A 23,276-nucleotide genomic window follows, 5' to 3' on the forward strand; every position below is an offset into this window, starting at 1 on the left:
GCGGCCGACACGCAGAGGGGTAGCCCTTGATGAGCACGCGAACGCGGCGGACGCCGCAGCCATCGCAGCCGCGGCCACGGCCGGCGGCCCGGCGCGGCGGCAACGCCCGGCGGGAGAACCGCGCGGGGCTGGCCTTCGTCACCCCCACCGTCCTGGTGGTCGCGGTGGTGGTGGTCCTGCCCATCGCCTGGACGGTGCTGCTGGCCTTCCAGGACGCCCGGTTGATCGACATCCAGAGCATGGACCTGTTCGGCGACTGGACGTTGGAGAACTTCCGCGAGGTCTTCGGCTCGCCCGGCTTCTGGCCCAGCCTGTGGACCACCCTGCTGTACACCGTGGGCGCCACGTTCGGCTCCATCGCGCTGGGCCTGGCCGCGGCCCTCGCGCTGCGCCGGCCGTTCCGCGGCCGGGCCGCGCTGCGCGGTTCGATGCTGCTGCCGTACGTCGCCCCCGTGGTCGCGGTGGCGTTCGCCTGGGAGGTGGCCCTGAGCCCGCAGTACGGCCTGGTCAACGACTGGGGCACCCGCTTCCTCGGCTGGGACGAGCCCATCGCCTTCCTGACCGCCGAGAGCCACGACGTCGAGGTGCTCGGCGTGGGGTTCGAGGTCCCGCTGGCGCTGCTGACCGTCATCGCCTTCGAGACCTGGCGCTACTTCCCGTTCGCCTTCCTCTTCCTGATGGCCAGGCTCCAGGCGGTGCCCCGGGTGCTGGAGGAAGCCGCGACCGTGGACGGCGCCACGCTGACCCAGCGTTTCCGGTACATCCTGCTGCCGCAGCTGATGCCGGTGATCGCCGTGCTGTCGGTGCTGCGCTTCATCATGACGTTCAACAAGTTCGACGACGTCTATCTGCTGACCGGCGGCGGTGCCGGCACCGACGTCGTCGCCGTGCGGGTCTACGACTTCCTCACCGCCCGTTACGACGTGGGCTCCGCGGCCGCCCAGGCGCTGGTGCTGGCCGGGGTCCTGACGGTGCTGTTGGGCGTGTACTTCGCGTTCCTCGGCAGGAAGGTCCAGGAGGAGGAGTCGTGACATCGAGTCGGGCGCCGATGAGTCGGGCGCGGATCGAGGAGCGGGTCTTCGGCGTGCTCCGCTGGGTGATGATCGCCTTCCTCGCGGTGATCACCGTCCTGCCGTTCCTCTACATGCTCATGCTGTCCTTCAAGCCGATCGAGGCCCTGCTGCGGGATCCCGGGCAGCTGTGGGTCGGCGCCGAGGAGTTCACCCTCAGCACCTACCGGGACGTGCTGAAGCCCACGTCGGAGGGCGGGCAGGGCTTCCTCGACCTGCTGCTCAACTCGGCCGCCGTGTCGCTGGGCACGGTGGTGCTCACCCTGCTGGCGGCGGTGCCCGGCGCGTACGCCATCAGCCGGCTGCGGTTCTTCGGCCGGCGGCAGGTCAGCGCGCTCTTCCTGGCCGTGTACCTCTTTCCGGCCACGCTGCTGGCGGTCCCGCTGTTCGTCATCTTCGCCCGGCTGGGCCTCCAGGGCAGCCTGGTGGGCCTGGCCATCGTGTACATCGCGCAGACCGTGCCGGTGTCCATCTACATGCTGCGCAACTACCTGACCACCATCCCGTTCAGCCTGGAGGAGGCGGCGGCGCTGGACGGCTGCTCGCGGCTCGCGACCATCCGCCGGGTGGTGCTGCCACTGGCGCTGCCCTCGTTGATGGCGACCGGGCTCTACGTCTTCATGATCGCGTGGAACGAGTTCCTCTTCGCGCTGCTGTTCCTCGCCGCGTCACCCGAGGAGTGGACCGTCTCGCTCGGGCTCCAGCAGCTCGCCAACGGCATCGAGGTGTCCAAGACGGTGCTGATGGCCGGCTCCATCGTGCTCACGCTGCCCGTGGTGGCGCTGTTCTTCGCCACGGAGCGCCTGCTGACCGAGGGCCTGACCCAGGGCGCGGACCGCTAGCCGGGAGGTACTCCACAGACGCCTTCTCGGAGCTCACCCCACGTCAGGCCGGGGATCGGATCGTCGAGCCCCGGCTCACCTGCGAGGTGGTCGACCGGAGTCCCGGGACTCCGGTCGTCGGTCCCGGATGATAGACGGATGCCATGGAGATCCGTGAGCTGCAGGACGCGCTGGCCGCCTTCGCCCGGGAGCGCGACTGGGGACCGTTCCACACGCCCAAGAACCTCGCGATGGCGCTGACCGGGGAGGTCGGCGAGCTCGTCGAGATCTTCCAGTGGTTGACCCCCGAGGAGTCCGCCGCGGTGATGGCCGACCCCGAGCGGGCCACCGCGGTCCGGCACGAACTGGCCGACGTCTTCGCGTACCTGCTCATGCTGGCCGACACACTCGACGTCGACCTGGCCGCGGCGCTGACCGACAAGATGGTGAGCAACGCCCGCAAGTACCCGGCCTGACGCCCGACCCGGTCGCTCCGGGGTCTACGGCCGCCGGCCCGCCGGCTGGTGTCTACGGGCGGGGACGGCGCGGGTGCGGGGGAGGAGGGCGGGACACCGTGGTGCGCCGGACGGCCACTCCGGGGACGGCGCGGGTGCGGGGGAGGAGGGCACCGCACCCGGGCCGTCCTCAGCCCTGCTCCTCCGCGGCGCCGGTCTCTTCCGTCTCTTCTGACTCGTCCGGCTGGTCCGAGCTGGCCACCTCGTCCGTCGTGATCAGGTGCATCGACGCCTCCTCAGCGCCGGCCGCACCGCCGTCGATGCCGACGTCCTGAGCGGTCACGTCGTCGAGTCGGCGCGGGACCGCGTCGTTGGACGCCACCAGGCGTCCGGCCCGGTCCTCGCCCGCCTGGCCGTCGGCCACCGGCTCGCCCCACATGCCCGGCTGGTCGCCGATGCCGTCGCCCGGCGGCGGTTCGACGTCCGGGACCTCCTCGGCCAGCCGCTGGTCCAGCGTCTCGCCGTCCCGCTGCTCGCGGGCCGTCGTGCCGTGGGCGTTCACTCCCCTGGGCTTCTCCGGAGGGGAGTAGCCGGTGTCCAGCACGTCGTCGTAGTCCGCCTCGTCGAGCGCGTTCTCCAGGTCCCCCGTGTAGGTGACGCCCTCCTGCTCCGTCTCGTTGGGCTGGTACACGTCGTCGCCCATGGGGTCGTCCCCGGACGCGCGCCTGGTGGTCTCGTCCGACATGACCGACCGTCCTCCTCCTGTCACCATGCGTCGTACGTGTGCGCTCCTATGCCTTCCGGTACGGGCCGGGTACCCGCTGAACGTTCTTCCTCGCGTCCTCTCGCCGACTTCGGCGAACGGGATCGGGCGAGCACGGAACGTGACCGAGCTGGCGCGGCTCAGGCCCGCCGCGCGGGCTCGTCCGTCGGCGCGCCCGGCCAGGTGAGCCGGCCGGTGGGCAGCGGATCCGACAGGTGACGCAGCTCCTCGGCGTCGAGCAGGCCGGCGGCGCGCAGGCCCCTGGCCACGAGGCGGGCCACCAGCAGGGCGCCCCGGGGCTGGAGGTGGGTGTCGTCCCTGGCGCCCCGCGGATGGCCGGGATACGCGCCGGGGTCGAGCCACAGGAACGCCTCCTTGCTGCCCTCGGCGCCGAGCCGCTGCCACAGCGCGAGGCTCTCGGCCTGGACGTCGACCAGCGGTACCGCCTCGGCGGCGGCCAGGTCACGTACCGCCGCCGCGTAGTCACCGTGGGTCGGCACCGCGTTCCCCGCGGTGTCGAAGCCGCGCCGCTCCACCGGGGTGAGCAGCACCGGGCACGCGCCGCGCTCCCGGGCCGCCAGCACGTAGCGCAGCAGGCAGCGCTGGTAGTCGCCGAAGGGCTCGGTGCGCCGGGTCGGATCCTCGGCCTTCTGGTCGTTGTGGCCGAACTGGATCAGCAGCAGGTCGTCGGGCCCGAGGGCGCGCAGGACCGGGTCCAGCCTGCCCTCCAGCAGGAAGCTGCGGGAGCTGCGGCCGTCCCTGGCGTGGTTGGCGACCGCGAGCCCGGGCGCGAGGAACCATGGGAGCGCCATGCCCCAGCCGGCCATCGGGGCGACCGAGGCCGGCTTGCCCGCCGCGGTGGAGTCGCCCGCGAGATGCAGCGTGCGGGGCCGCGGACCGGCGCTCGGGCGCGGGCGCGGCGGCGTGCGGCGGCCGGCCCAGGGGGCGCCGAGCTCGGAGAAGAGGGACAACGACGCGGCGCTCGCGTCGATCAGCGCCCCGATGCCGGGGATCACCCGGCGGGGCGCGACGCCGTCGGACTCCTCGCGCCAGGCGCCCGGGCCGAGGCGGATCGGATCCGGCGCCGTGCGGACCGCCTCGACGACGCGGGTGAAGGCGCCGCTGCGTGCCAGCGGGCTCAGCGGCGCGCCGCCGTCGCGCACCCGGTCCAGCAGGTCCTCCAGCAGGTCGGTCCGCGGATGGGCGTGCTCCTCGGGCGCGCTGCCCGGCCGCTCCAGCCGCACCCGGTCCTCCGTGTACCACAGGGTGATCCGGCCGCGTTCGCCGTGCACCGCGACGTACGGCTTCTCGTTGCGCTCGGCGCACAGCGTGGCGGCGACGGTGACGGGCGTGCCGCGGGTGGTCAGCAGCCGCAGGCACGAGGTGTCGTCCGCCTCGATGTCGTTGGCCCGGAACAGTTCGAGATCCAGCGCGGCGACGTCCTCGGCGCGGTCGCTGTCGTCGATCCGCAGGGCGGTGGCCACGGCGTGCGCGAGCGGGTTGGTCAGCACCCCGTCCACCACGTCGACGCGATCCGGGCCTTCGGGGCCCGCGTCGAGGCGCCGGCGCCCGGCCCACGGCGAGCGGGCGTAGTACCGCGCGTCGCGCACCCACGAGCCGGCCGCGCCGATGCCGTGCAGCGTGCCCACCGCGCCGTCCGCCAGCAGCTCCCGCACGACCTGGACGGCCCGGGAACCGAACGACTGGAACCCGACCTGGCATACCAGCCCGGACTCCCGCAGCGCGCCGGCCAGCTCGCGGAAACCGGCCAGCGACGCGGTGGGCGGCTTCTCCAGCAGCAGGTGCGAACCGGCGCGGACGGCGGCGAGCGCCAGGTCCCGGTGCGTGTGGAGCGGCGTGGAGACGATGGTGACGGTGGGTCGGGTGCGGTTCAGCAGCTCGGACAGGTCCGCCGAGCGCGCGGGTTCGCCCAGGCCGGCCAGGGCGTCGTCGGGCAACGGGCCCGGCTCGCACACCCCGACCAGGCGCACCCGGCCGGCGGCGGCGAGGCGCCGCAGGTTGACCAGGTGATGACGGCCGTAGCCGCCGGCACCGGCCAGCACGACGGGAACCGGGTCGGCGGAATGTGGCCGCCGGGGGTGGTCAGGGTGGCGTCGCTGTGCTTCCATACAAACTGGTATGCCACAGGAATGCCGCTCGTATGCCCACCCGCATGTCCGACGCGCATCACCCGCGTGCCCACCTGGTTCTCCACCCCGTTCCCGCCAATGTTTCCCGCCAATGTTTCCCGCCCGCTTCCCCTTGCGTCCTCCACTGCGCAACGCGGTCCCGGGCGCTCCCCGCGCCCCGACATAAGGAGCCCGTGCCATGCGACCGTTCCGCCCGCTCCTGGCCCTGGCCGCGGTGCTGGTGGCCCTGCTGCCCGGCCTGTCCCAGCAGGCCGCCGCCGACGCCGGGGACACCCTTGCGGCACCCGTCCTGGAGCCCCAGGGTCTCGACCAGTCCGTGTGCACGGACACCCCACTGCGGCTGACCTTCGACCAGCCCGTCCGGCTCGGCAAGAGCGGCCAGCTGCAGGTGCACCACGCGGACGGGACGCTGGTCGACGTGGTCGACCTCGCCGACCAGGGCACCTACCAGCGGAGCATCGGCGGCGCGCTGACCGACTACGGCGAGGTGCACCGCTGGTACTACGAGCCGGTGGTGCTGGACGGCGCCACCGCCTCGATCTACCTGCACTACGTCCTGGACCCGGGCCAGGAGTACTACGTCACCCTCGACGAGGGCTTCTTCCGCGGCCAGCCGGGCATCACCGACCAGGAGACCTGGCGGTTCCGCACCCAGGAGGGTCCGGAGCCAGGCTCGTCCGAGCTGACGGTCGACCAGGCCGGTGGCGCCGACTTCTGCACGGTGCAGGGCGCCGTGGACTTCGTCCCCGACGACAACACGGAGGACGTCCACATCGAGGTGGGTCCGGGCACGTACCGCGAGATCGTCTACGTGCCGCAGTGGAAGCCGCACCTCACCGTCAGCGGCCAGGGCGCGGGCACCACCGTGATCGGCTACCCGAACAACAGCGTGCTCAACGGGGACGCGGCCATGTCCGACGTGCCGGCCCGGCAGAGCTACTGCCCGCGCCGGGTGCTGCCGCAGCCCGACCGGTTCAACTGCTGGCGCGCGGCCTTCGGCGTGGACGCGGACGACTTCCGGCTGGCGGACGTCACCATCCACAACACCACCCCGGACGGCGGCTCCCAGGCGGAGGCGTTCCGCGGCAACGGCGACCAGATCGTGCTGGAACGGGTCGACGTGCTCAGCTACCAGGACAGCCTGCGGCTCCAGGGCCGCGCCTTCGTCACCGACAGCTACATCGAGGGCGATGTGGACTTCGTCTGGGGCACCGGCGGCGTCTTCGTCCAGGACTCCGAGCTGAAGTCGCTGGACATCGGCTACATCAACCAGATCCGCAACGCCGTGGACGGCCCGGGCAACGTCTTCGTCAACACCGAGCTGACGCGGGCCGAGGGGGTGCCGGACGGCTCCGTCCTGCTCGGCCGCATCGACGACCGCTTCCTCGGCAGCCAGGTGGCCTTCATCGACACCACCATGGACGCGCACATCGCGCCGGTGGGCTGGGGCATCACCGGCGCCGACTGCGCCGAGGCCGCGGAGCAGATCCGCTACTGGGAGTACGGCAGCACCGACCCGGCCGGCAACCCGGTGGACGTCAGCCAGCGGCTGCCCTGCTCCCGCCAGCTGGACGCCGCCGAGGCCGAGCGGTGGCGGGACCCCGCGACCCTGCTCGACGGCTGGGACCCGCGCCAGGACTGACCAGCACCCGGCCCAGCAACCCGACACCCACGAACACGGAACACGGCAGGTGATCGCCCATGTCCCCGGTCTCACGCAGAAATCTCCTCGGCACGCTCGGCGCGACGACGGCCGCTGTCGGCGCCGGCTCGGGCCTGGCCGGCGGCGGCGCGTCCGCCGCCGCGGCCTCCCGGACCGCGAGCCCGCCGCCGCTGCCGCCGCGCCCGGTGGCCCCGGTGAACGCGGAGGTGGCGGCGGAGCACAGCATCGACTACAAGGCGCTGCCGCAGCAGGTCGTCGGCGTCGACGTCGAGGAACTGATGACGGTGCACACCGAGGACGACGTGCTGGCCCTGCGCGCCGACCTGGTGGCGGAGGTCTGGAAGTCGGCGGACGGCCGGCTGCCCACGGCGCTGCCGGACGTGGAACGCGACGTGGCGGCGCCCGAGTTGCCAGCCTTCGAGGGCGTGCGCCGGATCGATCGGCTCACGGTGCGGCTGCCGTACGGGCTGAGCTCCGTGGTCTTCCTGCTGCTGCCGCGCCGGGCCGCCGACCACGGGCGCTTCGCGTTCTACCACAACGGGCACGGCGAGGAGCCGAGCACCATGACGCGCACCGCGCAGGCGCTCCTCGACGCCGGCTACGGCGTGCTGCTCTTCGCCATGCCGCTCTACCACTGGAACCCGAAGGAGCTCCAGGACCCCGCCGACCCGTCCCGTACCGTCACCGTGGAGTCCCACAACGACCTCGGCCCGTGGGAGACACCGGAGTTCTCGACGCTGCGGTTCTTCCTGGAGCCGCTCGCGGTGGCCATGAACCACGTGCAGGAGGCGCACCGGCCGCCCTCCGTGCAGATGATCGGGCTGTCCGGCGGCGGCTGGGCCACCACGGTCTACCCGGCGCTCGACCCCCGGGTGACGCGCAGCTACCCCACGGCCGGCTCGCTGCCGTTCTTCCTGCGGTCGGCCCCGCCCAAGCCGAGCCCGACGACCGGCGACTGGGAGCAACGCCTGGACCGCCACCCGGTGTTCTACGGGATCTCCGACTTCATGAACCTGTACGCCCTCGCCGCCGTGGGGGAGAACCGCCGGCAGATGCAGATCCTCAACCGCTTCGACGACTGCTGCTTCAACGCCGTCGGGCACCGCTCCTACGAGCCTGCGGTGCGGCACCGGGTCCAGGTGATCGGGAACGGGCACTGGGAGCTGCTGGAGGACGCCACCCACGGCGACCACACCGTCAGCCCCTTCGCCCTCTCGGTCATCCTCTGGGACCTCGACGCGGCCTGCCGGCACCTGCCCTGACGCATCTGACGCAGGGGCCCCGCCGGGCGCCGACGCGCCCGGCGGGGGTCAGGTCACCGCGGCTCGCCGTTCACGACCACGTCGCGCATCGTGACGTCCGTGACCGACTCCAGCAGGATGTCCTGCGCCGCGTCCGCGAACGTCAGGTCGGCCAGCCGGATGTCGCGCACCGGCGCCTCGGGACGGGCCCGCACCCGCACCGGGTACTCGCAGGGGCCGCCCAGGGACCAGCGTTCCGCGGTGAGCCCGGAGACGTCGGCGAAGTGCTCGCCGCCGGTGCCGCCCGAGTACTGGAAGGTCACCTCGAACGGCACGTACGTCCAGGCCGGCGCGTGCACGTCGGTCACCCGGACGTCGCGCACGTAACCGCCGCGGGTGGGCGTCGACTTGACGTTGAGCACCCAGGCGACCGAGTCCTCCTCGAACTCCGGGTGGCGCGGCAGGTGCAGCCGGCGGGCGGTCACGTCGCTCACCCCGCCGCTCATCTCGCTGCCGATCGCCACCGCCGAGCCGCCGGTGAGGTAGCGGCAGTCCTCGATGAGGATGTTCCGGGAGGGCACGCCGACCCGCCAGCCGTCCCGGTCGCGGCCCGACTTGATGGCGATGCAGTCGTCGTGGGTGGCGAAGGTGACCCGGCGGATGGTCACGTCGGAGCAGGAGTCGGGGTTGCAGCCGTCGCTGTTGGGGCCCTGGCACTCGACGCTGACGTCCCGCACGGTGACGTTCCGGCTCAGCACCGGATGGATGTTCCAGAAAGGGGAGTTGCGCAGGGTGACACCCTCGATCAGCACGTTCCGGCAGGAGTGCGGCTGCAGGAAGCTGGGGCGCAGATAGTGCCCCTCACCGAGGACCCGCTCCGCCACCGGGACGCCCTCCGCGCCCCAGCGCTCCAGCGTGCCCCAGTCGGCGAACTCGTTGGGCATGCCCTGCTCCCAGCCGTACTGGCCCGAGCCCTTCCACGGCCACCAGTGCTCCGTGTCGCTCTGCGCGTCGAGCACGCCGCCGCCGGTCACGGCGATGTCGTGCTGCTGGTAGGCGTAGATCAGCGGCGAGTAGTTGTACACCTCGATGCCCTGCCAGCGGGTGAGCACCGCCGGCAGATAGGCGGCCGGGTCGGTGCTGAAGCGCAGCGTCGCGCCCTCGGCGACGTGCAGGTCCACCCCGCTCAGCAGGTGGATCGCGCCGGTGGCCCAGTCGCCGGGCGGCACCAGCACGTGCCCGCCGCCGGCGGTGTGGCAGGCCCGTACGGCGGCGCGGATGGCGTCGGTGCAGTCGGTGGCGCCGTCGCCGACGGCGCCGTGGTCGGTGATCGGGAACCACGCCCGGGGAAAGCGGGGCGTGCCGTCGTCGGCGGCGGCGGACCCGCCGGTCAACGGTACGGCGGCGGCCGCCAACGCGCCGAGCCGCAGGACCTGTCTACGTGCCGGACTGCTCATGTTCGTGCCCCTCTGCGAGGTCAACGGAAAGGACGGACGGGTGGGACGTGGGGAGCGTGAGGGACGAGGCGCCCGGATCGCCGGGCGACTCGTCGGAACGCGCGTCGAGGGCGAGGAGTGCGGGGAGCACCGCGGCGGCGGTGGCCGGGCCGGCCCCGGCGTCGGCTCGGATGCCGGGCGCGCCGACGGCGTCGCCGGCCGGCGACGCGTGCTCGCGGTGGTAGCGGGAGGCCTCGCCGGCGGCGTGCGCGGCGAACATCGGGCCCGCCGTGTCCGGATCGCCGGCCCGCAGCGCCCCGAGCAGCTCGGCGTGGTACTCGGCCATGGCCCGCCAGTCGCCGTCGTAGCGCGGGTTGCCCAAAACGTGCAGCCCCCACATGCTGGACTCGATCATCCGCCACAGCCGGGTCAGCGCCGCGTTCCCCGCGGCCTCGCAGACGTGCCGGTGGAACGACATGTCGGCGTCCCGGAAGTCGCCGATGTCGCCGGCCTCGGCGGCCCGGCGCAGCCGCTCCACGTCCTCGGTCAGCAGCCGCAGATGCTCCGCGTCCAGCTGGCCGCTGGCCCGGCGCGCCGCGTACTCCTCGAACATCACCCGGATGTCGCGGACCTCCTGCGCCTGCCCGGCGGAGACCTGCGGGACGTACGTGCCCCGGTGCGACTGGGAGACCACCAGGCCCTCGTGCGCCAGCCGCTTGATCGCCTCGCGCGCCGGGGCCTGGCTGGTGCCGACCCGGCGGGCGATGTCGGACTCCACCAGCCGCTGCCCCGGCGTCAGGTCGCCGCCGAGTATCCAGCTGCGGAGCAGCGCGTAGACGTGGTCCGAGAGCAGCTGCCGGGGGAGCGGCGCCGACGCGGGAACCCCGCGGCCGGCACGGCCCGCGCCGCCCGCCGGGCGCGCCGGGCGCGGCGGCCGGCCACCGCCCCGCCGGCGCTCCTGCTCCTGCCAGATCCGGGCGACCGTGGACTGCGAGAGGCCCAGCGTCCGGGACAGCGCCCGGGTGGTGGGCACGGGCCCGCCCTGCGCGGACTGGTCCAGCACCCCGGCGATGTACTTCTCCGCGTCCTGCCGGTTGCCGCTGCGCGGGCGCCCGGACCGTGGCGCGTCGCTGAGCCCGGCCAGCCCGTGGTTCAGGTACCGCTCCCGCCATTTGGCCACGGTGGCGGGGCTCACCTGGAGCTGTCTGGCGATCTCGGCGTTGGTCAGTCCCTCGGCACAGGCCAGCACCATGCGGCTGCGCATGCGCAGCGACTCCGGCGGTCGCGCGGCCCACTCACGCAGGGTGGCGCGGTCCTCCTCGTTCAGCCTGGGAAATCTCGGTGGTTCGGTTTCGGTCACGGCTCGGGAGTCTCCATGGACGCAGGAACTTATGACTCGGAAAATGCGGCCGTCTGGTCCACCGTCATCAACTTTTGCATGTTGTCGGGCGGCTTGACGCGCGGTTGGCGTGAATCTATCAATTTAATCGTTGCTCGATCATTGACCCACTAAACCGTGATCGCGCACGAACCGAGGAGGACGCGATGCCCGAACGGCGGGGAGACGCGGGGGCGCCGAACGACGGCCTGCCGCGCGTCACCGCCACCGTTCCGGTCGGCGCGCCGCCGGCCTGGGCGGTGCTCCAGCGCAGGCTCTTCGACGCGCTGGACGAGGCGTGGCGCGCCTTCGCCCGGCGCTACTGCGCGCCGGACGGCCGGCTGCGCTACCGGGGTCCGCTGGCCAGCCGGGACGGCGCCGACGACTTCTACGAGGCGTTCTTCAACTGGCCCACCCTCTACCAGCTGGGCGGCGCGGACGACCTCCTGGACGCGGCCAGGCACCACTGGCGCGGCGTCACCGCGCAGCTCACCGAGCACGGGTTCGTGGTCGACGAGTTCGAGCGCGGCTACGACTGGTTCCATCTGGGCGAGTCGATGCTGCTGTTCTACGGCATCTGCGCCGCCGACCCCGGCGACGCGGAGTTCGCGGCCCGCGCCCGCCGCTTCGCCGAGCTGTACCTGCCGTCCTCGCCGGCCGGGAACTACGACCCGGACGCGGAGATCATCCGCGCCCCGCACAACGGCGCCGGCGGCCCCCGCTACGGGGTCAACGAGGAATGGGCCAGCTACGGGGCCGGCCTCGCCTCGATGCGGCCCTACGGCCTGCCGCTGCGCGACCTGCCCGGCATCTCGGCCTGGGCGGACCTGGCGGACCCGGCCAACGCCGCCCGGATGGGCGCGGCCATGGGCGAACGGCTCGGCCGCGGCGACGCGGCGGTCAACCTCGCCGCCACCAGCCTCGCCACCAACGCCTGGCTGTACGACCACGACGACCGCTACCGCGACTGGGCGCTCGGCTACCTCTCCGCCTGGCGCCGCCGGGCCGCGGAGTGCGGCGGCGTGCTGCCGGACAACGTCGGCCCGTCCGGCCGGGTCGGCGAACTGCACGACGGCCGCTGGTACGGCGGCAACTACGGATGGACCTGGCCGCACGGCCTCTACAGCGTCGGCAACGCCGCCGTGATCGCCGCCGTCAACAGCGTGCTGCTGACCGGCGGGACGGACGGGCTCGACCTCGGCCGCGGGCCGCTGGACCTGGTGGCCGGCCACGCGATCACCGGCTCGGTCACGGGCACCGAGATGAGCATCGCCGACCGCTGGCACGCCGAGCTCGGCGAGGACGCCGACCGCCCCACCCTGCTGGTGCCCAACCGGCACGCGGACGGCGGCTGGTTCGACTACCAGCCGCCGCAGCTCGGCCTTCCGGTGTGGCTGTGGCAGGCCGGCGGGCAGGCCGAGGACGCGGACCGCCTCGACCGGCTGCACAAGGCCAGCGGCTACGACTGGCGCACGGTGCGCGGCTTCCGCAACAAGGAGGAGGCGGGCCACGAGGCCCCCTGGCTGGCGTACCTGCGCGGCGAGAACCCCGACTACCCCGAGGCCATGCTCGCAGCCGCCCTGGGCCAGGTCGAACGCCGGATGGCGCTGATCGCGGCCGACACCAGCACCCCCGACACCCTCGACATCCACCACTGGCAACGCCACAACCCGGTGCTCACCGAGGCGCTGTTGCAGCTGACCGCGGGCACCCCGCAGGTCCTCTACAACGGCGGCCTGCTGCCGCTGCGGGTCGGCTACGCGGACGCGCTGCGCGGCCGGCCCGGGCTGCCGCCCGACGTGGCCGCCCTCGTGGACGAGGCCCACCCGGACCGCGTCTGCGTCCACCTGGTGCACACCGGGCTCGCCACGACCCGCCGGGTCGTGGTGCGCGCCGGATCGCTCGGCGAGCACCGCATCGACTCGGTGCGCGCCGACACCGTCCGCGACGACGCCGCGGGGCCCGGCTATCCCGGCGACCCCCGCGCGTACACCGCCCCCGTGCCCGCCACCGGCGTCCGCGAACTGGACGTCGGCGGTCCCGGGCTCGAGGTGGAGCTCCCACCCGGCCGCCGGATCAGGCTCGAACTGCGCCTGACCCCGCGGGCCTACCGGGCCGCCCACCACCGGCCCGACCCCGCCCGCACCTGAACCAGGCCAGAACCGCACGAGAGCCGCCCCGCACCACCCCCGCACCACCCAGCAGCACCCCAGCACCGCCCGCACCACCGTCCCGCCCGCCGTCACCCCCGTCAGCCGTTCCCGACCCGGCACACCCCCCGGCCGGAGCTGGCATGCCAGGTGTACGCCACCAGCACGCCAGACGTACGCCACCAGAACGCCCAGCACGTGAGGAGAGCGTCAGTGGAGGACCATCCCGTGTGGGACCTGCCCGTGCGCGGCGCCCAGCCCGACCGCGCCGCCCCAGAGCTCGTCCACCAACTGTCCCGGATCTCGGCCGCCACCGCCTGCGCAAAGCTGCACGCCCAGGGCGTCCGCCGCACGTTCGTCGCCGGGCCCCGCCCACTGACGACCGGGCAGAAGGTCGCGGGACGGGTCCGCACCCTGCAGTTCATGCCGCAGCGCGAGGACGTCGCCTCCGGACTCGGCCACGAGTACGTGGAGCGGCACACCGCGCTGTGGGCGGTGCTGGAGGCGATCGAGCCCGGCGACATCCTGGTGGTGCAGGCCTACGGCAGCACGCACACCGGCTGCTTCGGCGGCATGCTGGTCCGCTACTTCCAGCGCCGGGGCGGCGCCGGGATCGTGGTCGACGGCTGCGTCCGGGACTCGCCCCAGGTGCGCGAGACCGACGTCCCCATCTGGTCCACCGGCGCCACCCCGCACTACGCCTCCCAGGCGGAGCTCTTCCCGTGGGCCTACGACGTGCCGGTGGCCTGCGGCGGCGTCCTCGTGCTGCCCGGCGACCTGCTGGTCGCCGACGACGACGGGCCCGTGGTGGTGCCCCGGCGGCACGCCGCGGACGTCGTCGCCGCGGCGCGCGAGCACGAGCAGTGGGAGCAGTTCAGCCGCACCCGGATCGAGGAGGGCGGCGCCCTCGCCGACTACTACCCGCTGACCCCCGACTCCCGGGCCGAGTACGAGCGCTGGCGCGCCCAGCGCACGGAGACCGCCTGAGCCGGCCGACCCGAAGCCCTCAGACCCCCCACCTCGCCGCATCCATCACCCCGACACACCCGACAGCCAAGGAGACCCCGTGTTCCGCACCTTCCGTAGACCGCGCCCCGGCCTGCCGGTGATGGCGGTCGGCGCCCTGCTGGTGGTCGCCGCCTCGGCGCTGCCGGGGGATGCCGTCACCGCCGCCTCGGCGTGCCGCCCCCAGCAGTTCTTCGTCTCCCCCGACGGCAGCGACCGGGCGGACGGCGACAAGCCCGACGCCTGGCGCACCATCGAGCACGCCCGCGACCACATCCGCGAGGAGCGCCTCAACCGGGGGATGAGCTGCGACATCGTGGTGAACCTGCGGGCCGGCGAGTACCAGGTCGACGAGGCCGTGGAGTTCGACGAGCGCGATTCGGGCTCGAACGGCCACCAGATCATCTACCGCAGCTACGACGGCCCGGGTGAGGCCCGGATCGTCGGATCCGAGGAGGTCACCGGCTGGGAGGAGTACCAGGACGGCATCTACGTCACCGACGTCGGCACCGATAACCCGTTCCACACCCTCTTCGAGGACGGGCAGCGCGCCACCACCGCCCGCTACCCCAACCGCGCCACCGAGGACGAGTGGGCGCCCTACCTGTTCTCGGTGCTGAAGGAGCCGGAGAAGGAGGCCGTCCACCAGTGGCTGTACTCCAGCCCCGGTGAATGGGACCCGACCTGGGACCTCGACGACGCCGAGGTGGTCATCTGGTCGGGCGGCAGCTGGAGCTGGTTCACCGACACGGTGCCGATCAAGAACCCCTCCTGGGACGACAACCAGATCACCCTGGACCACTGGACCCGCTACGCGCTGATGAACAGCCGCAGCGGATCGCGGTACTTCCTGCAGAACTCCCTGGACTTCCTCGACCAGGCCGGCGAGTACTACCAGGACTACGACCAGGGGAAGCTCTACTACAAGCCGCGCGGCGACATCGCGGACGTCACCGTCACGGCGCCGGTCGCCACCACCCTGCTGCAGATCGCCGGCACCTCCCCCGAGTACCGGGTGCACGACATCACCTTCGACGGTCTCGCCCTGGCGGAGACCGACTTCGTCGACTGGTACCGCTTCGCCTGGATCAGCGACGGCGACTCCGGCGAGGTGCACGAGTACCCCGAGTACGACCGGCAGATCGAGATGCCACGGAACCGCTTCGGCACGGTCACGGTGACCAACAGCCGGGACATCACGCTGTCGGCGATGCGCATCTCCGACACCGGCTACCACGCCGTCTACGCCCTCTTCGCCAACGAGGGCCTGACCGTCAGAGACAGCCTGCTGGAGAACATCGGCGCCGACGGCATCAAGGTCGAGGGCGGCTATCCGGGCGAGGGCGACATCTCCCACGGCCACCTCTTCACCAACAACTACATCACCCACTACGGCGAGCTGGTGCCGGGTGACGCCGCCGGCGTCGAGCTGATGAACACCGGCGACAACGTGGTGAGTCACAGCTACATCGAGCACAGCGCCCGGTACGGCGTGAGCCTGGAGGTCCGCCCGGAGGTCGCCGCCGAGGACAACTACGCCCACGGCAACGTCTTCGAGTACCTGCACATCGAGGAGGCCGGGCTGGACAGCGGTGACATGGGCGCGTTCTACACCTACGGCGTCGACAACGCCGAACCGCACCCAATCACCAACGAGGTGCGGCAGGTCGTCATCGGCGACGTCATCCCCGACGCGTCCATGCCGGACAGCGGCACCCGCGGCGTGCACATGGACGCCGGCGGCTGCGGTTTCAGCTTCACCGACATCGAGGTCGGCGAGGTCACCGACGACAAGTACCAGAGCTACCAGTGCAACACCGTGGAGAACGCCAACTGGCAGGACGGTTTCGACGCGTCCCGGATGGAGTACGACGCGATCGGCGTCACCGACTCCTTCCCCTACCCGGCGCCCGAGACCACGGAGTGACCGCCCGTTGAGCAGGGCCGCCCGCGGTTGTGGGGCCGCGGGCGGCCCGGTGGCCCACCACGACGAAAGCCAGGATCACCGCCGACGCGGGGGCGCGGGAGCGAAGGACGATGGAGGGAAGGAACATGGGAACACTGGACGGCTATCGGGTGGTCGACCTGACCATCACCCGGGCCGGGCCCCTGGCGGCGGCCCGTCTGGGCGCCCTGGGCGCCGACGTGGCCCGGGCGGAGCAGCCGGAGGACGACCGCGGCCGGGCCCTGGTGCTCGACCTGGTGAGCCGCGCGGACGTGCTCCTCCACCACGGGGGCCGGGCCGGGCGGGCAGGACTCGACTATCCGGCGGTGCGCGCGGTCAACCCGGGCATCGTCTACGTCGCGGCGCCCGGGCCGGACGCCGGTTCCGACGCCGGTCCTGACGCCGGTCCCGACGACGCGGCCACCGCCTACGCGGTCGTCGAGGAGGTGCTGGCCGCGCTGCTGCACCGGGCGGGCACCGGCGAGGGACGGCTGGTCACGGTGCGCCGCGACGACGAGGCCGTCGTGGCGCGGGCCCGGGAGCTGTCCCCGGACGCCGCCGGCGCCGGGCCCTACGGCGTGTTCCCCACCAGGGACGGCCAGCTGGCCCTGGCGCTGCCGCCGTTGGACGCCCTGGGCGACGCGCTCGGCCTGCCCGAACTCGGCGGCCGGGGCGGGCACCGGACCGGGCACAGCTGCCGCGACGAGATCACCGCCCTGGTCCGGCTGCGGCTGCCGCGGCGCACCACCGCCGAGTGGCTGGAGCGGTGCGCCCGGCACGGCATCCCGGCCCGGCCCGTGACCGCCGCCGGCGCCGCGAACGGCGCCGCGAACGGCACCGACGGGCGGCACGAGAACCTCACCGAACTCGGCCCGCCGGGGCGGCGGGCACGGCTCGCCGAGGGACCCCTCGGGGCCTGGGAGGAAGCGTCATGACCACACCCGTGACCACACCGCGCACCGCGACCACCGACGAGCTGCGCGGGCTCACCTGGGACCATCCGCGCGGCTACGGCCCGCTGGAGGAACTGGCCCGGATCGACGCCTCGCTGCCGCAGGGCTGCGAGACGGTCGGCCGGCCGCTGCGCTGGGAACGGCAGTCGCTGGCCGGCTTCGAGTCCGCGCCGATCGCCGCGCTCGCCGCCGACTACGACATCCTCGTCGTCGACCACCCCGGGCTCGGCGGGGCCGTCGAGGCCGGCTGCCTGGTGGCGATGGAGGTGCTCTTCGGCCCCGAGGAGCTGACGTCCTGGCGGGAACGCGGCGTCGGCGCCAGCTTCGACAGCTACGTGCTGGACGACCGCACCTGGGCGCTGCCGCTGGACGCCGCGGCCCAGGTCGCCGCCACCCGCCCCGACCTGATGGCGGGACACGCCCCGCCCCGCACCTGGGAGGAGGCGTGCGCGCTGCCCGACCGGGTGCCGGTCACGCTCTGCCTGGGCGGACCGCACGCCTTCCTCACCTTCGCCGCCCTGTGCCTGGCCCAGGGCGCGGAGCCGTTCCGGGCCGGCGAGGACGCCCTGGTGCCCCGCGAACAGGGCCTCGCCGCCCTGGAGGTGATGGCCACCCTGGCCGCCCGCACCCCGCCGGGGCTGCGGTCCAGCAACCCGATCGCCGTGCTGCGGGCGATGACGTCCGGCGCGGGCCCCGCGTACTGCCCCCTCGTCTACGGCTACGTCACCTACACCCGTTCGGGCCCCTACCCGCTGGCCTTCTCCGACGCCCCGGTCTGGCGGCCCGGCGGCCCGACGGGCAGCGTGCTCGGCGGCGCCGGGCTCGCCGTCTCGCGCCGGCGGACCGGCGACCCGGTGGCCCGCGCCGCGGTGCGCGACCACCTCCGCCGGCTGCTCGCCGACCCGGTGCAGCGCGAGCTGTTCCCGGTGACCGGCGGGCAGCCCGCCGCCCGCGCGGCCTGGACCGACCCGTGGACCAACGAGCGGTGGGGCGGGTTCTACCGCGACACCCTCGCCACCGTCGAGGGCGCCTGGGTGCGTCCCCGCTGGTCCGGCTACCCCGCGTTCCAGGAGGCCGCGTCCCGACTGCTGCGCGACGGGCTGGCCGGGGACCGACCGCACCGGGCGCTGCTGGACGAGCTCGACGCCCGCTACCGCGCGGGCCGACGGCGATGACCGCGCCAGACCACCCTCCGAGACCCACCCCCCGAAACAGCTGAGCCGCCGAGACAGATGACCCCCCGAGACTGTTGGAGCCGCGCCATGCCCGAGATCTCGAGACGCCACGTCCTGGCCGCCGCCGGAGCCGGCGCGGCGGTCACCGCGCTGCCCGCCGGCACCGCCCACGCCGCCGGCGCGACCGACGGCGCGGACGAGCACGGAAGCAACCCGATGCGCCTGTGGTACACCGCCCCCGCGGCCGAATGGCTGGAGGCGCTGCCCGTCGGCAACGGCCGCCTCGGGGCGATGGTCTTCGGCGGCACCGCGACCGAGCGGCTGCAACTCAACGAGGACAGTCTGTGGGCCGGCGGCCCGCACGACTACGCCCGGCCCGACGCCTACGAGTACCTGGAGGAGATCCGGCGCCTGGTGGTCGAGGAGAAGTGGGCCCAGGCGCAGCGGCTGGCCGACGCCAACTTCCTGGGCACGCCCTCGGAACAGGCCGCCTACCAGGTGCTCGGCGATCTCGAACTCGCCTTCCCCGACACCGGGGAGGCGAGCGACTACGAACGCGAGCTCGACCTGGCGACCGCCATCACCCGGGTCCGTTACACCCGCGGCGGCGTGCGGCACACCCGCGAGGTCTTCGCCAGCGCGCCCGACCAGGTCCTCGTCGTGCGGCTGACCGCGGACACCCCGGGCGCCGTCGGCCTCACCGCCCGGTTCACCACCCCGCAGCGGGCCACCGCCTCGACCGTGGACGACCGCACCGTCGCCCTCGACGGCGTCAGCGGCGACTGGTACGGGATCACCGGCGCGGTCCGCTTCCGCGCCGTGGTCCGGGCGGTCGCCGAGGGCGGCCAGGTGGCCACCGACGCGCAGGGCGCCCTGACCGTGACGGACGCCGACGCGGTCACCCTGGTGGTCTCGATGGCCACCAGCTACCGCACCTACCTGGATGTCGGGGCCGACCCCGAGGCGCGCGCCCGCCGCCATCTGGAGCCGGCCGCGGGTATCTCGTACCGGCGGCTGCGGGAGCGTCATGTGGCGGACCGCCGACCGCTGTTCGACCGCGTGGGCCTCGACCTGGGCACCTCGGACCGCGTCGCGCAGCCCACCAACGAGCGCATCCCGCTCTTCCAGGACGGCGGCGATCCGCAGCTCGCCGCCCTCTACTTCCAGTACGGCCGCTACCTGCTGGCCTCCTGTTCCCGCGCCCCGGGCCAGCCCGCCAACCTCCAGGGCCTGTGGAACGACAGCCTGAACCCCGCCTGGGAGTCCAAGTACACGGTCAACATCAACTTCGAGATGAACTACTGGCCGGCCGGCCCCACCAACCTCGCCGAATGCTGGGACCCGGCCTTCGACATGATCCACGAACTGGCGGAATCCGGTGCCCGCACGGCCAGGGCGCTGTACGACGCGCCCGGCTGGGTGCTGCACCACAACACGGACGGCTGGCGCGGCACGGCACCCGTGGACTACGCGTTCTACGGCCTGTGGCCCACCGGCGGGGCCTGGCTGTGCGTGATGCTCTGGGATCATTACCTGTTCACCGGGGACACCGGCGCCCTGAGCCGCAACTACCCGGTGATCAGGGGCGCCGTGGAGTTCTTCCTGGACTTCCTCGTCGAGGACGCGGCCACCGGCTGGCTGGTGACCAACCCGTCCCATTCGCCCGAGGTCGGCCACCACGAGGACGACGGCGAGAACGTCAGCATCTGCGCCGGGCCGACCATGGACATGCAGCTGCTGCGCGACCTCTTCGACGCCTTTCGGCAGGCCGCCCGGGTGCTCGACCGGGACCCGGGCCTCGTCGAACGGGCCGGCGAGGTCAGGGACCGGCTGGCCCCCATGCAGATCGGCTACCTCGGCCAGCTCCAGGAGTGGCTGGTGGACTGGGAGGAGGCGGCCCTGGCCAAGAGCCGGCACGTCTCCCACATGTACGGCGTGTTCCCCAGCGCGCAGATCACCCCCCGGCAGACGCCCGACCTCGCCGCCGCCGCGGTGAAGACGCTGGAACTGCGCGGCACGGCCGGGGCCGGCTGGTCGCTCGCCTGGAAGATCAACATGTGGGCGCGACTGCTCGACCCGGTCCGGGCCTACGACCATCTGAGCGACCTGCTCACCCCGGCCCGCACCGCCCCCAACCTCTTCGACCTGCACCCGCCGTTCCAGATCGACGGCAACTTCGGCGGCGTCTCCGGGATCACCGAGATGCTGTTGCAGAGCCACGCCGGAGAGGTGGACCTGCTGCCGGCGCTGCCCGAGGCCTGGCCCGCCGGCTCCTTCCGCGGGCTGCTGGCGCGCGGCGGCTTCGAGATCGACCTGGAGTGGGCCGAGGGCCGCGTCGTGCGGGCCACGGTGCGCTCCCTCCTCGGCAACGAGATCCGCGTCCGCACCCCGCACCCCGTCACGGTGACGGGCGCCCGGGAACACCGGCCGGAGGACAACGTCGTCGTCTTCGACACCCGCCGCGGCGGCGCGTACGAGTTGCTTCCCGCATAGCCCCGGCCGGGCGACGTCGTGGGCAGCCGGGTGACCCGGCGGCCCACGACCGCGAGCCTCCCCGGACCCGGGCGGGGCCCCGCAGGGCCACCGCCCGGCAGGCACCGCCCGATGCCGACAGCACCCGACCCGCGACCCGCATCGACCCTCCCGGGTCCGGGCTGGCCCGGGACCCCCTGCTCATGAACAGAAGTGGAGTAAGTGAACGTGACTGACGTGAACGGAAAGACCCCTGGGCACGCGCCGCTCGGCCGCCGCGCCTTCGTGACGGCGACCGGCGCGCTCGTGGGCACGGCCGCGCTCGGCGGCGTGGCCCGCGCGGCCGAGCCCGGCGCGCGGACCGCCGCCGCACCGGGAGCGGCGGCCGAGGCGGGCGGCACGGGCGCCACCGCGGCGGAAGGCGTCCTCGCCTTCCCGGGCGCCGAGGGCGGCGGCAGACACACCACCGGGGGCCGCGGCGGCGCGGTCTACGAGGTGACCACGCTCGCCGACTCGGGCTCCGGATCCCTGCGGGACGCGGTCTCCGCGAGCGACCGCACCATCGTCTTCCGGGTGTCCGGCACCATCCACCTGGAGGGCGGCCTGGACGTCCTCGGGTCGAACCTCACCATCGCCGGACAGACCGCCCCAGGCGGCGGCATCTGCGTCGCGGGCAACGAGACGGAGATCAAGGCGGACAACATCATCCTGCGCTACCTGCGGTTCCGCGGCACCGACGCGATGGGCACGCCCATCGACACGTTCAAGATGGAGGGCCGCAAGAACGTCATCATCGACCACTGCTCCTTCAGCTGGGGCGTGGACGAGACGTGTTCCCCGTACGGGAACCGGGACGTCACCGTGCAGTGGTGCATCATCTCCGAGGGGCTGACCATGTCGGCCCACGAGAAGGGCCGGCACGGCTACGGCGGGCTGTGGGGCGGCGACAACGTCACGTACCACCACAACCTGCTGGTGCACAACGGCGGCCGCAACCCCCGGTTCAGCTTCGTGGAGGACGTGGACCTGCGGGTGGACCACCGCAACAACGTCATCTACAACTACGGCTACACCTCGTGCTACGGCGGCGAGTGGGCGAACGGCATCAACATGGTCGCCAACTACTACAAGCCGGGCCCCGACACGCTCGCCGACATCGCCCCGGTGATCGTCTCGCCCGACCGCGGCGGCAGCTGGCACGTCAGCGGCAACGTCATCGAGGGCCATCCCGAGGTCACGGCGGACAACACCCTCGGCGTCGTCATCCCGGTCGGCGGCATCACCCTGCTGGACGAGCCCGTCGCGCTGCCCTACCCGATCGACCAGCAGACCCCGGAGGAGGCGTACCAGGCGGTACTCGACGGCGTCGGCGCCGTTCTGCCGCGGCGGGACGCCGTCGACGCCCGGCTGGTCGCCGACGTGCGCGGCGGCACCGGACGGCAGATCAACTCCCAGTCGGAGGTGGGCGGCCTGGTGGCCCTCGCGGCCCTCGCCGCGCCGGCCGACCGGGACCACGACGGGATCCCCAACGCGTGGGAGCGGGAGCACGGCCTGAAGCCGGCCGACCCCGCCGACGCGGCGACCATCGACCCGGAGACCGGCTACAGCCACCTGGAGCTCTACCTCAACTCCCTCGGCCCGGTCGGCGCGCCCAACCCGGACGTCGCCCTCACCTCGCCCGCGGGCAACACGGTCCTCACCACCGACTCTGGCACCCACGACGTCGTCATCGAGGCCGAGGCGACCGCGCACGACGGGGCGGAGATCGCCCGGGTGGAGTTCTACGCCGGCGCCGAGAAGCTCGGCGAGGCGACCGCCGCGCCGTACCGGCTGACCTGGACGGGCGCGCCGGCCGGCACCCACTACCTCACGGCGCTGGCCACGGACAGCACCGGCACCGCCACCACCTCCACCGGCATACCGGTGCACGTCAACCACGTCACCGACCTCGGCGCCTGGACGTCGGTCGACATCGGCGAGGTGCCCATCCCGGGCGCGGCTGCCCTGGTGGACGGCGAGTTCACGGTGCGCGGCTCGGGCAAGGTCAGGGGCCGGGCCGACTCCTGCCACTTCGTCTACCAGCCGATCGAGGCGCCGGACGACGAGGTCGTGGAGATCATGGCCCGGGTCGACCACGTCAGCCCGGTCTACTCCGACGTGCTGGGCGGCGTCATGATCCGGGAGAACCTCACCGAGGACTCCGCCTTCTTCCTGCTGGCCGTCGCGGTCTCCTCGGACGGCCTCGTCGGCGTCGCCAAGCGCATCGCCAGGACCGGCGAGGAGATGAGCGTCGGCGTCTACCCCTACGACGGCGAGCCCCTCGACGACCAGCCCTACTGGCTGCGGCTCACGCTCCGCGGCGACGAGTTCAGCGCCGAGATCTCACCCGACTCGCTCCAGTGGACGCGCATCGGGTACGAGCGGATCTCGATCGGTCCGAACCCGTACGCCGGGCTCGTGGTGGACGCCAACAAGGAGTCCAACGCCATCGCCAACTACAACACCGTGACGTTCAGCCAGGTGCGGATCAACCACTAGGCGCTCGGCTGGCAGTGCCACGGCGGGCCGTCGAGCGGCCGCGGGTCCGTCGTGGCTGGTC

Annotated in this window: 16 protein-coding genes; 12 read left to right on the forward strand and 4 right to left on the reverse strand. The window is 73.2% G+C overall.

The genetic code is table 11. From position 1 onward, the window contains the following. The first annotated feature begins 29 nt into the window (after window positions 1-29). The 3 genes from ABGB06_RS21095 (at window position 30) to ABGB06_RS21105 (ending at window position 2,367) form a co-directional block, all read left to right on the forward strand. Window positions 30-1,031: a sugar ABC transporter permease gene (locus ABGB06_RS21095; RefSeq protein ID WP_347591665.1), complete on the forward strand. Its 1,002-nt coding sequence runs from the start codon at window positions 30-32 to the stop codon at window positions 1,029-1,031. Between the two features lie 17 nt (window positions 1,032-1,048). Next, a complete protein-coding gene (locus ABGB06_RS21100; protein WP_347592055.1) occupies window positions 1,049-1,912 on the forward strand; it encodes a carbohydrate ABC transporter permease in 864 nt (287 codons plus the stop codon). Window positions 1,913-2,055: 143 nt separating this feature from the next. Then, window positions 2,056-2,367: a nucleotide pyrophosphohydrolase gene (locus ABGB06_RS21105; protein WP_347591666.1), complete on the forward strand. Its 312-nt coding sequence runs from the start codon at window positions 2,056-2,058 to the stop codon at window positions 2,365-2,367. A 169-nt stretch (window positions 2,368-2,536) separates the two neighbouring features. On the opposite strand, the gene ABGB06_RS21110 is transcribed toward ABGB06_RS21105, so the two are convergent. Next, window positions 2,537-3,091: a DUF5709 domain-containing protein gene (locus ABGB06_RS21110; RefSeq protein ID WP_347591667.1), complete on the reverse strand. Its 555-nt coding sequence runs from the start codon at window positions 3,089-3,091 to the stop codon at window positions 2,537-2,539. A gap of 158 nt (window positions 3,092-3,249) precedes the next feature. Continuing rightward, on the reverse strand, window positions 3,250-5,172 hold the full coding sequence (locus tag ABGB06_RS21115) for a Gfo/Idh/MocA family oxidoreductase (RefSeq protein ID WP_347591669.1): 1,923 nt from the start codon (window positions 5,170-5,172) through the stop codon (window positions 3,250-3,252). A 265-nt stretch (window positions 5,173-5,437) separates the two neighbouring features. Between ABGB06_RS21115 and ABGB06_RS21120 the strand changes: the two genes are divergently transcribed. Together ABGB06_RS21120 and ABGB06_RS21125 are read left to right on the forward strand one after the other, a co-directional pair. Next, the gene (locus ABGB06_RS21120; RefSeq protein ID WP_347591671.1) at window positions 5,438-6,901 is read left to right on the forward strand and encodes a pectinesterase family protein; all 1,464 of its coding nucleotides are present in this window, start codon (window positions 5,438-5,440) and stop codon (window positions 6,899-6,901) included. A 59-nt stretch (window positions 6,902-6,960) separates the two neighbouring features. Next, window positions 6,961-8,184, forward strand: a complete 1,224-nt coding sequence (locus ABGB06_RS21125; RefSeq protein WP_347591673.1) for a hypothetical protein — start codon at window positions 6,961-6,963, stop codon at window positions 8,182-8,184. Between the two features lie 53 nt (window positions 8,185-8,237). Here the strand turns inward: ABGB06_RS21125 and ABGB06_RS21130 are convergent, their stop codons facing one another. Continuing rightward, window positions 8,238-9,620 (reverse strand): glycoside hydrolase family 28 protein, encoded by a 1,383-nt coding sequence (locus ABGB06_RS21130; RefSeq protein WP_347591675.1) that lies wholly within the window; start codon window positions 9,618-9,620, stop codon window positions 8,238-8,240. Beyond that, the gene (locus tag ABGB06_RS21135) at window positions 9,601-10,959 is read right to left on the reverse strand and encodes an FCD domain-containing protein (protein WP_347591677.1); all 1,359 of its coding nucleotides are present in this window, start codon (window positions 10,957-10,959) and stop codon (window positions 9,601-9,603) included. The genes ABGB06_RS21130 and ABGB06_RS21135 overlap by 20 nt, the downstream gene beginning before the upstream one ends. A 185-nt stretch (window positions 10,960-11,144) precedes the next feature. On the opposite strand from ABGB06_RS21135, the gene ABGB06_RS21140 reads away from it, so the two are divergent. The 7 genes from ABGB06_RS21140 (at window position 11,145) to ABGB06_RS21170 (ending at window position 23,215) form a co-directional block, all read left to right on the forward strand. After that, window positions 11,145-13,127: a hypothetical protein gene (locus ABGB06_RS21140; protein WP_347591678.1), complete on the forward strand. Its 1,983-nt coding sequence runs from the start codon at window positions 11,145-11,147 to the stop codon at window positions 13,125-13,127. A 213-nt stretch (window positions 13,128-13,340) separates the two neighbouring features. Beyond that, the gene (locus tag ABGB06_RS21145) at window positions 13,341-14,114 is read left to right on the forward strand and encodes a ribonuclease activity regulator RraA (protein WP_347591680.1); all 774 of its coding nucleotides are present in this window, start codon (window positions 13,341-13,343) and stop codon (window positions 14,112-14,114) included. 79 nt (window positions 14,115-14,193) lie between these two features. Continuing rightward, a complete protein-coding gene (locus tag ABGB06_RS21150) occupies window positions 14,194-16,059 on the forward strand; it encodes a right-handed parallel beta-helix repeat-containing protein (protein ID WP_347591682.1) in 1,866 nt (621 codons plus the stop codon). 125 nt (window positions 16,060-16,184) lie between these two features. Beyond that, window positions 16,185-17,012, forward strand: a complete 828-nt coding sequence (locus ABGB06_RS21155) for a CoA transferase (RefSeq protein ID WP_347591684.1) — start codon at window positions 16,185-16,187, stop codon at window positions 17,010-17,012. Then, window positions 17,009-18,205 (forward strand): carbohydrate ABC transporter substrate-binding protein, encoded by a 1,197-nt coding sequence (locus ABGB06_RS21160; RefSeq protein ID WP_347591686.1) that lies wholly within the window; start codon window positions 17,009-17,011, stop codon window positions 18,203-18,205. Before ABGB06_RS21155 ends, ABGB06_RS21160 begins: the two co-directional genes overlap by 4 nt. An 87-nt stretch (window positions 18,206-18,292) precedes the next feature. Continuing rightward, complete coding sequence (locus tag ABGB06_RS21165; protein ID WP_347591688.1) at window positions 18,293-20,698, forward strand: glycoside hydrolase family 95 protein; 2,406 nt, start codon at window positions 18,293-18,295, stop codon at window positions 20,696-20,698. Between the two features lie 207 nt (window positions 20,699-20,905). Then, window positions 20,906-23,215, forward strand: coding sequence for an Ig-like domain-containing protein (locus tag ABGB06_RS21170; RefSeq protein ID WP_347591690.1), 2,310 nt, complete (start codon window positions 20,906-20,908; stop codon window positions 23,213-23,215). The last annotated feature ends 61 nt before the right edge of the window (window positions 23,216-23,276 follow it).

It is taken from the genome of Streptomyces sp. B6B3 (assembly GCF_039871525.1).
Classification (GTDB): Bacteria; Actinomycetota; Actinomycetes; order Streptomycetales; family Streptomycetaceae; genus Streptomyces.

Coding starts and splice junctions, on each gene's coding strand:
- ABGB06_RS21095 (WP_347591665.1), top strand. CDS start 30: ATGAGCACGCGAACGCGGCGGACGCCGCAGCCATCGCAGCCGCGGCCA.
- ABGB06_RS21100 (WP_347592055.1), top strand. CDS start 1,049: ATGAGTCGGGCGCGGATCGAGGAGCGGGTCTTCGGCGTGCTCCGCTGG.
- ABGB06_RS21105 (WP_347591666.1), top strand. CDS start 2,056: ATGGAGATCCGTGAGCTGCAGGACGCGCTGGCCGCCTTCGCCCGGGAG.
- ABGB06_RS21110 (WP_347591667.1), bottom strand. CDS start 3,091: ATGTCGGACGAGACCACCAGGCGCGCGTCCGGGGACGACCCCATGGGC.
- ABGB06_RS21120 (WP_347591671.1), top strand. CDS start 5,438: ATGCGACCGTTCCGCCCGCTCCTGGCCCTGGCCGCGGTGCTGGTGGCC.
- ABGB06_RS21125 (WP_347591673.1), top strand. CDS start 6,961: ATGTCCCCGGTCTCACGCAGAAATCTCCTCGGCACGCTCGGCGCGACG.
- ABGB06_RS21130 (WP_347591675.1), bottom strand. CDS start 9,620: ATGAGCAGTCCGGCACGTAGACAGGTCCTGCGGCTCGGCGCGTTGGCG.
- ABGB06_RS21140 (WP_347591678.1), top strand. CDS start 11,145: ATGCCCGAACGGCGGGGAGACGCGGGGGCGCCGAACGACGGCCTGCCG.
- ABGB06_RS21155 (WP_347591684.1), top strand. CDS start 16,185: ATGGGAACACTGGACGGCTATCGGGTGGTCGACCTGACCATCACCCGG.
- ABGB06_RS21160 (WP_347591686.1), top strand. CDS start 17,009: ATGACCACACCCGTGACCACACCGCGCACCGCGACCACCGACGAGCTG.
- ABGB06_RS21165 (WP_347591688.1), top strand. CDS start 18,293: ATGCCCGAGATCTCGAGACGCCACGTCCTGGCCGCCGCCGGAGCCGGC.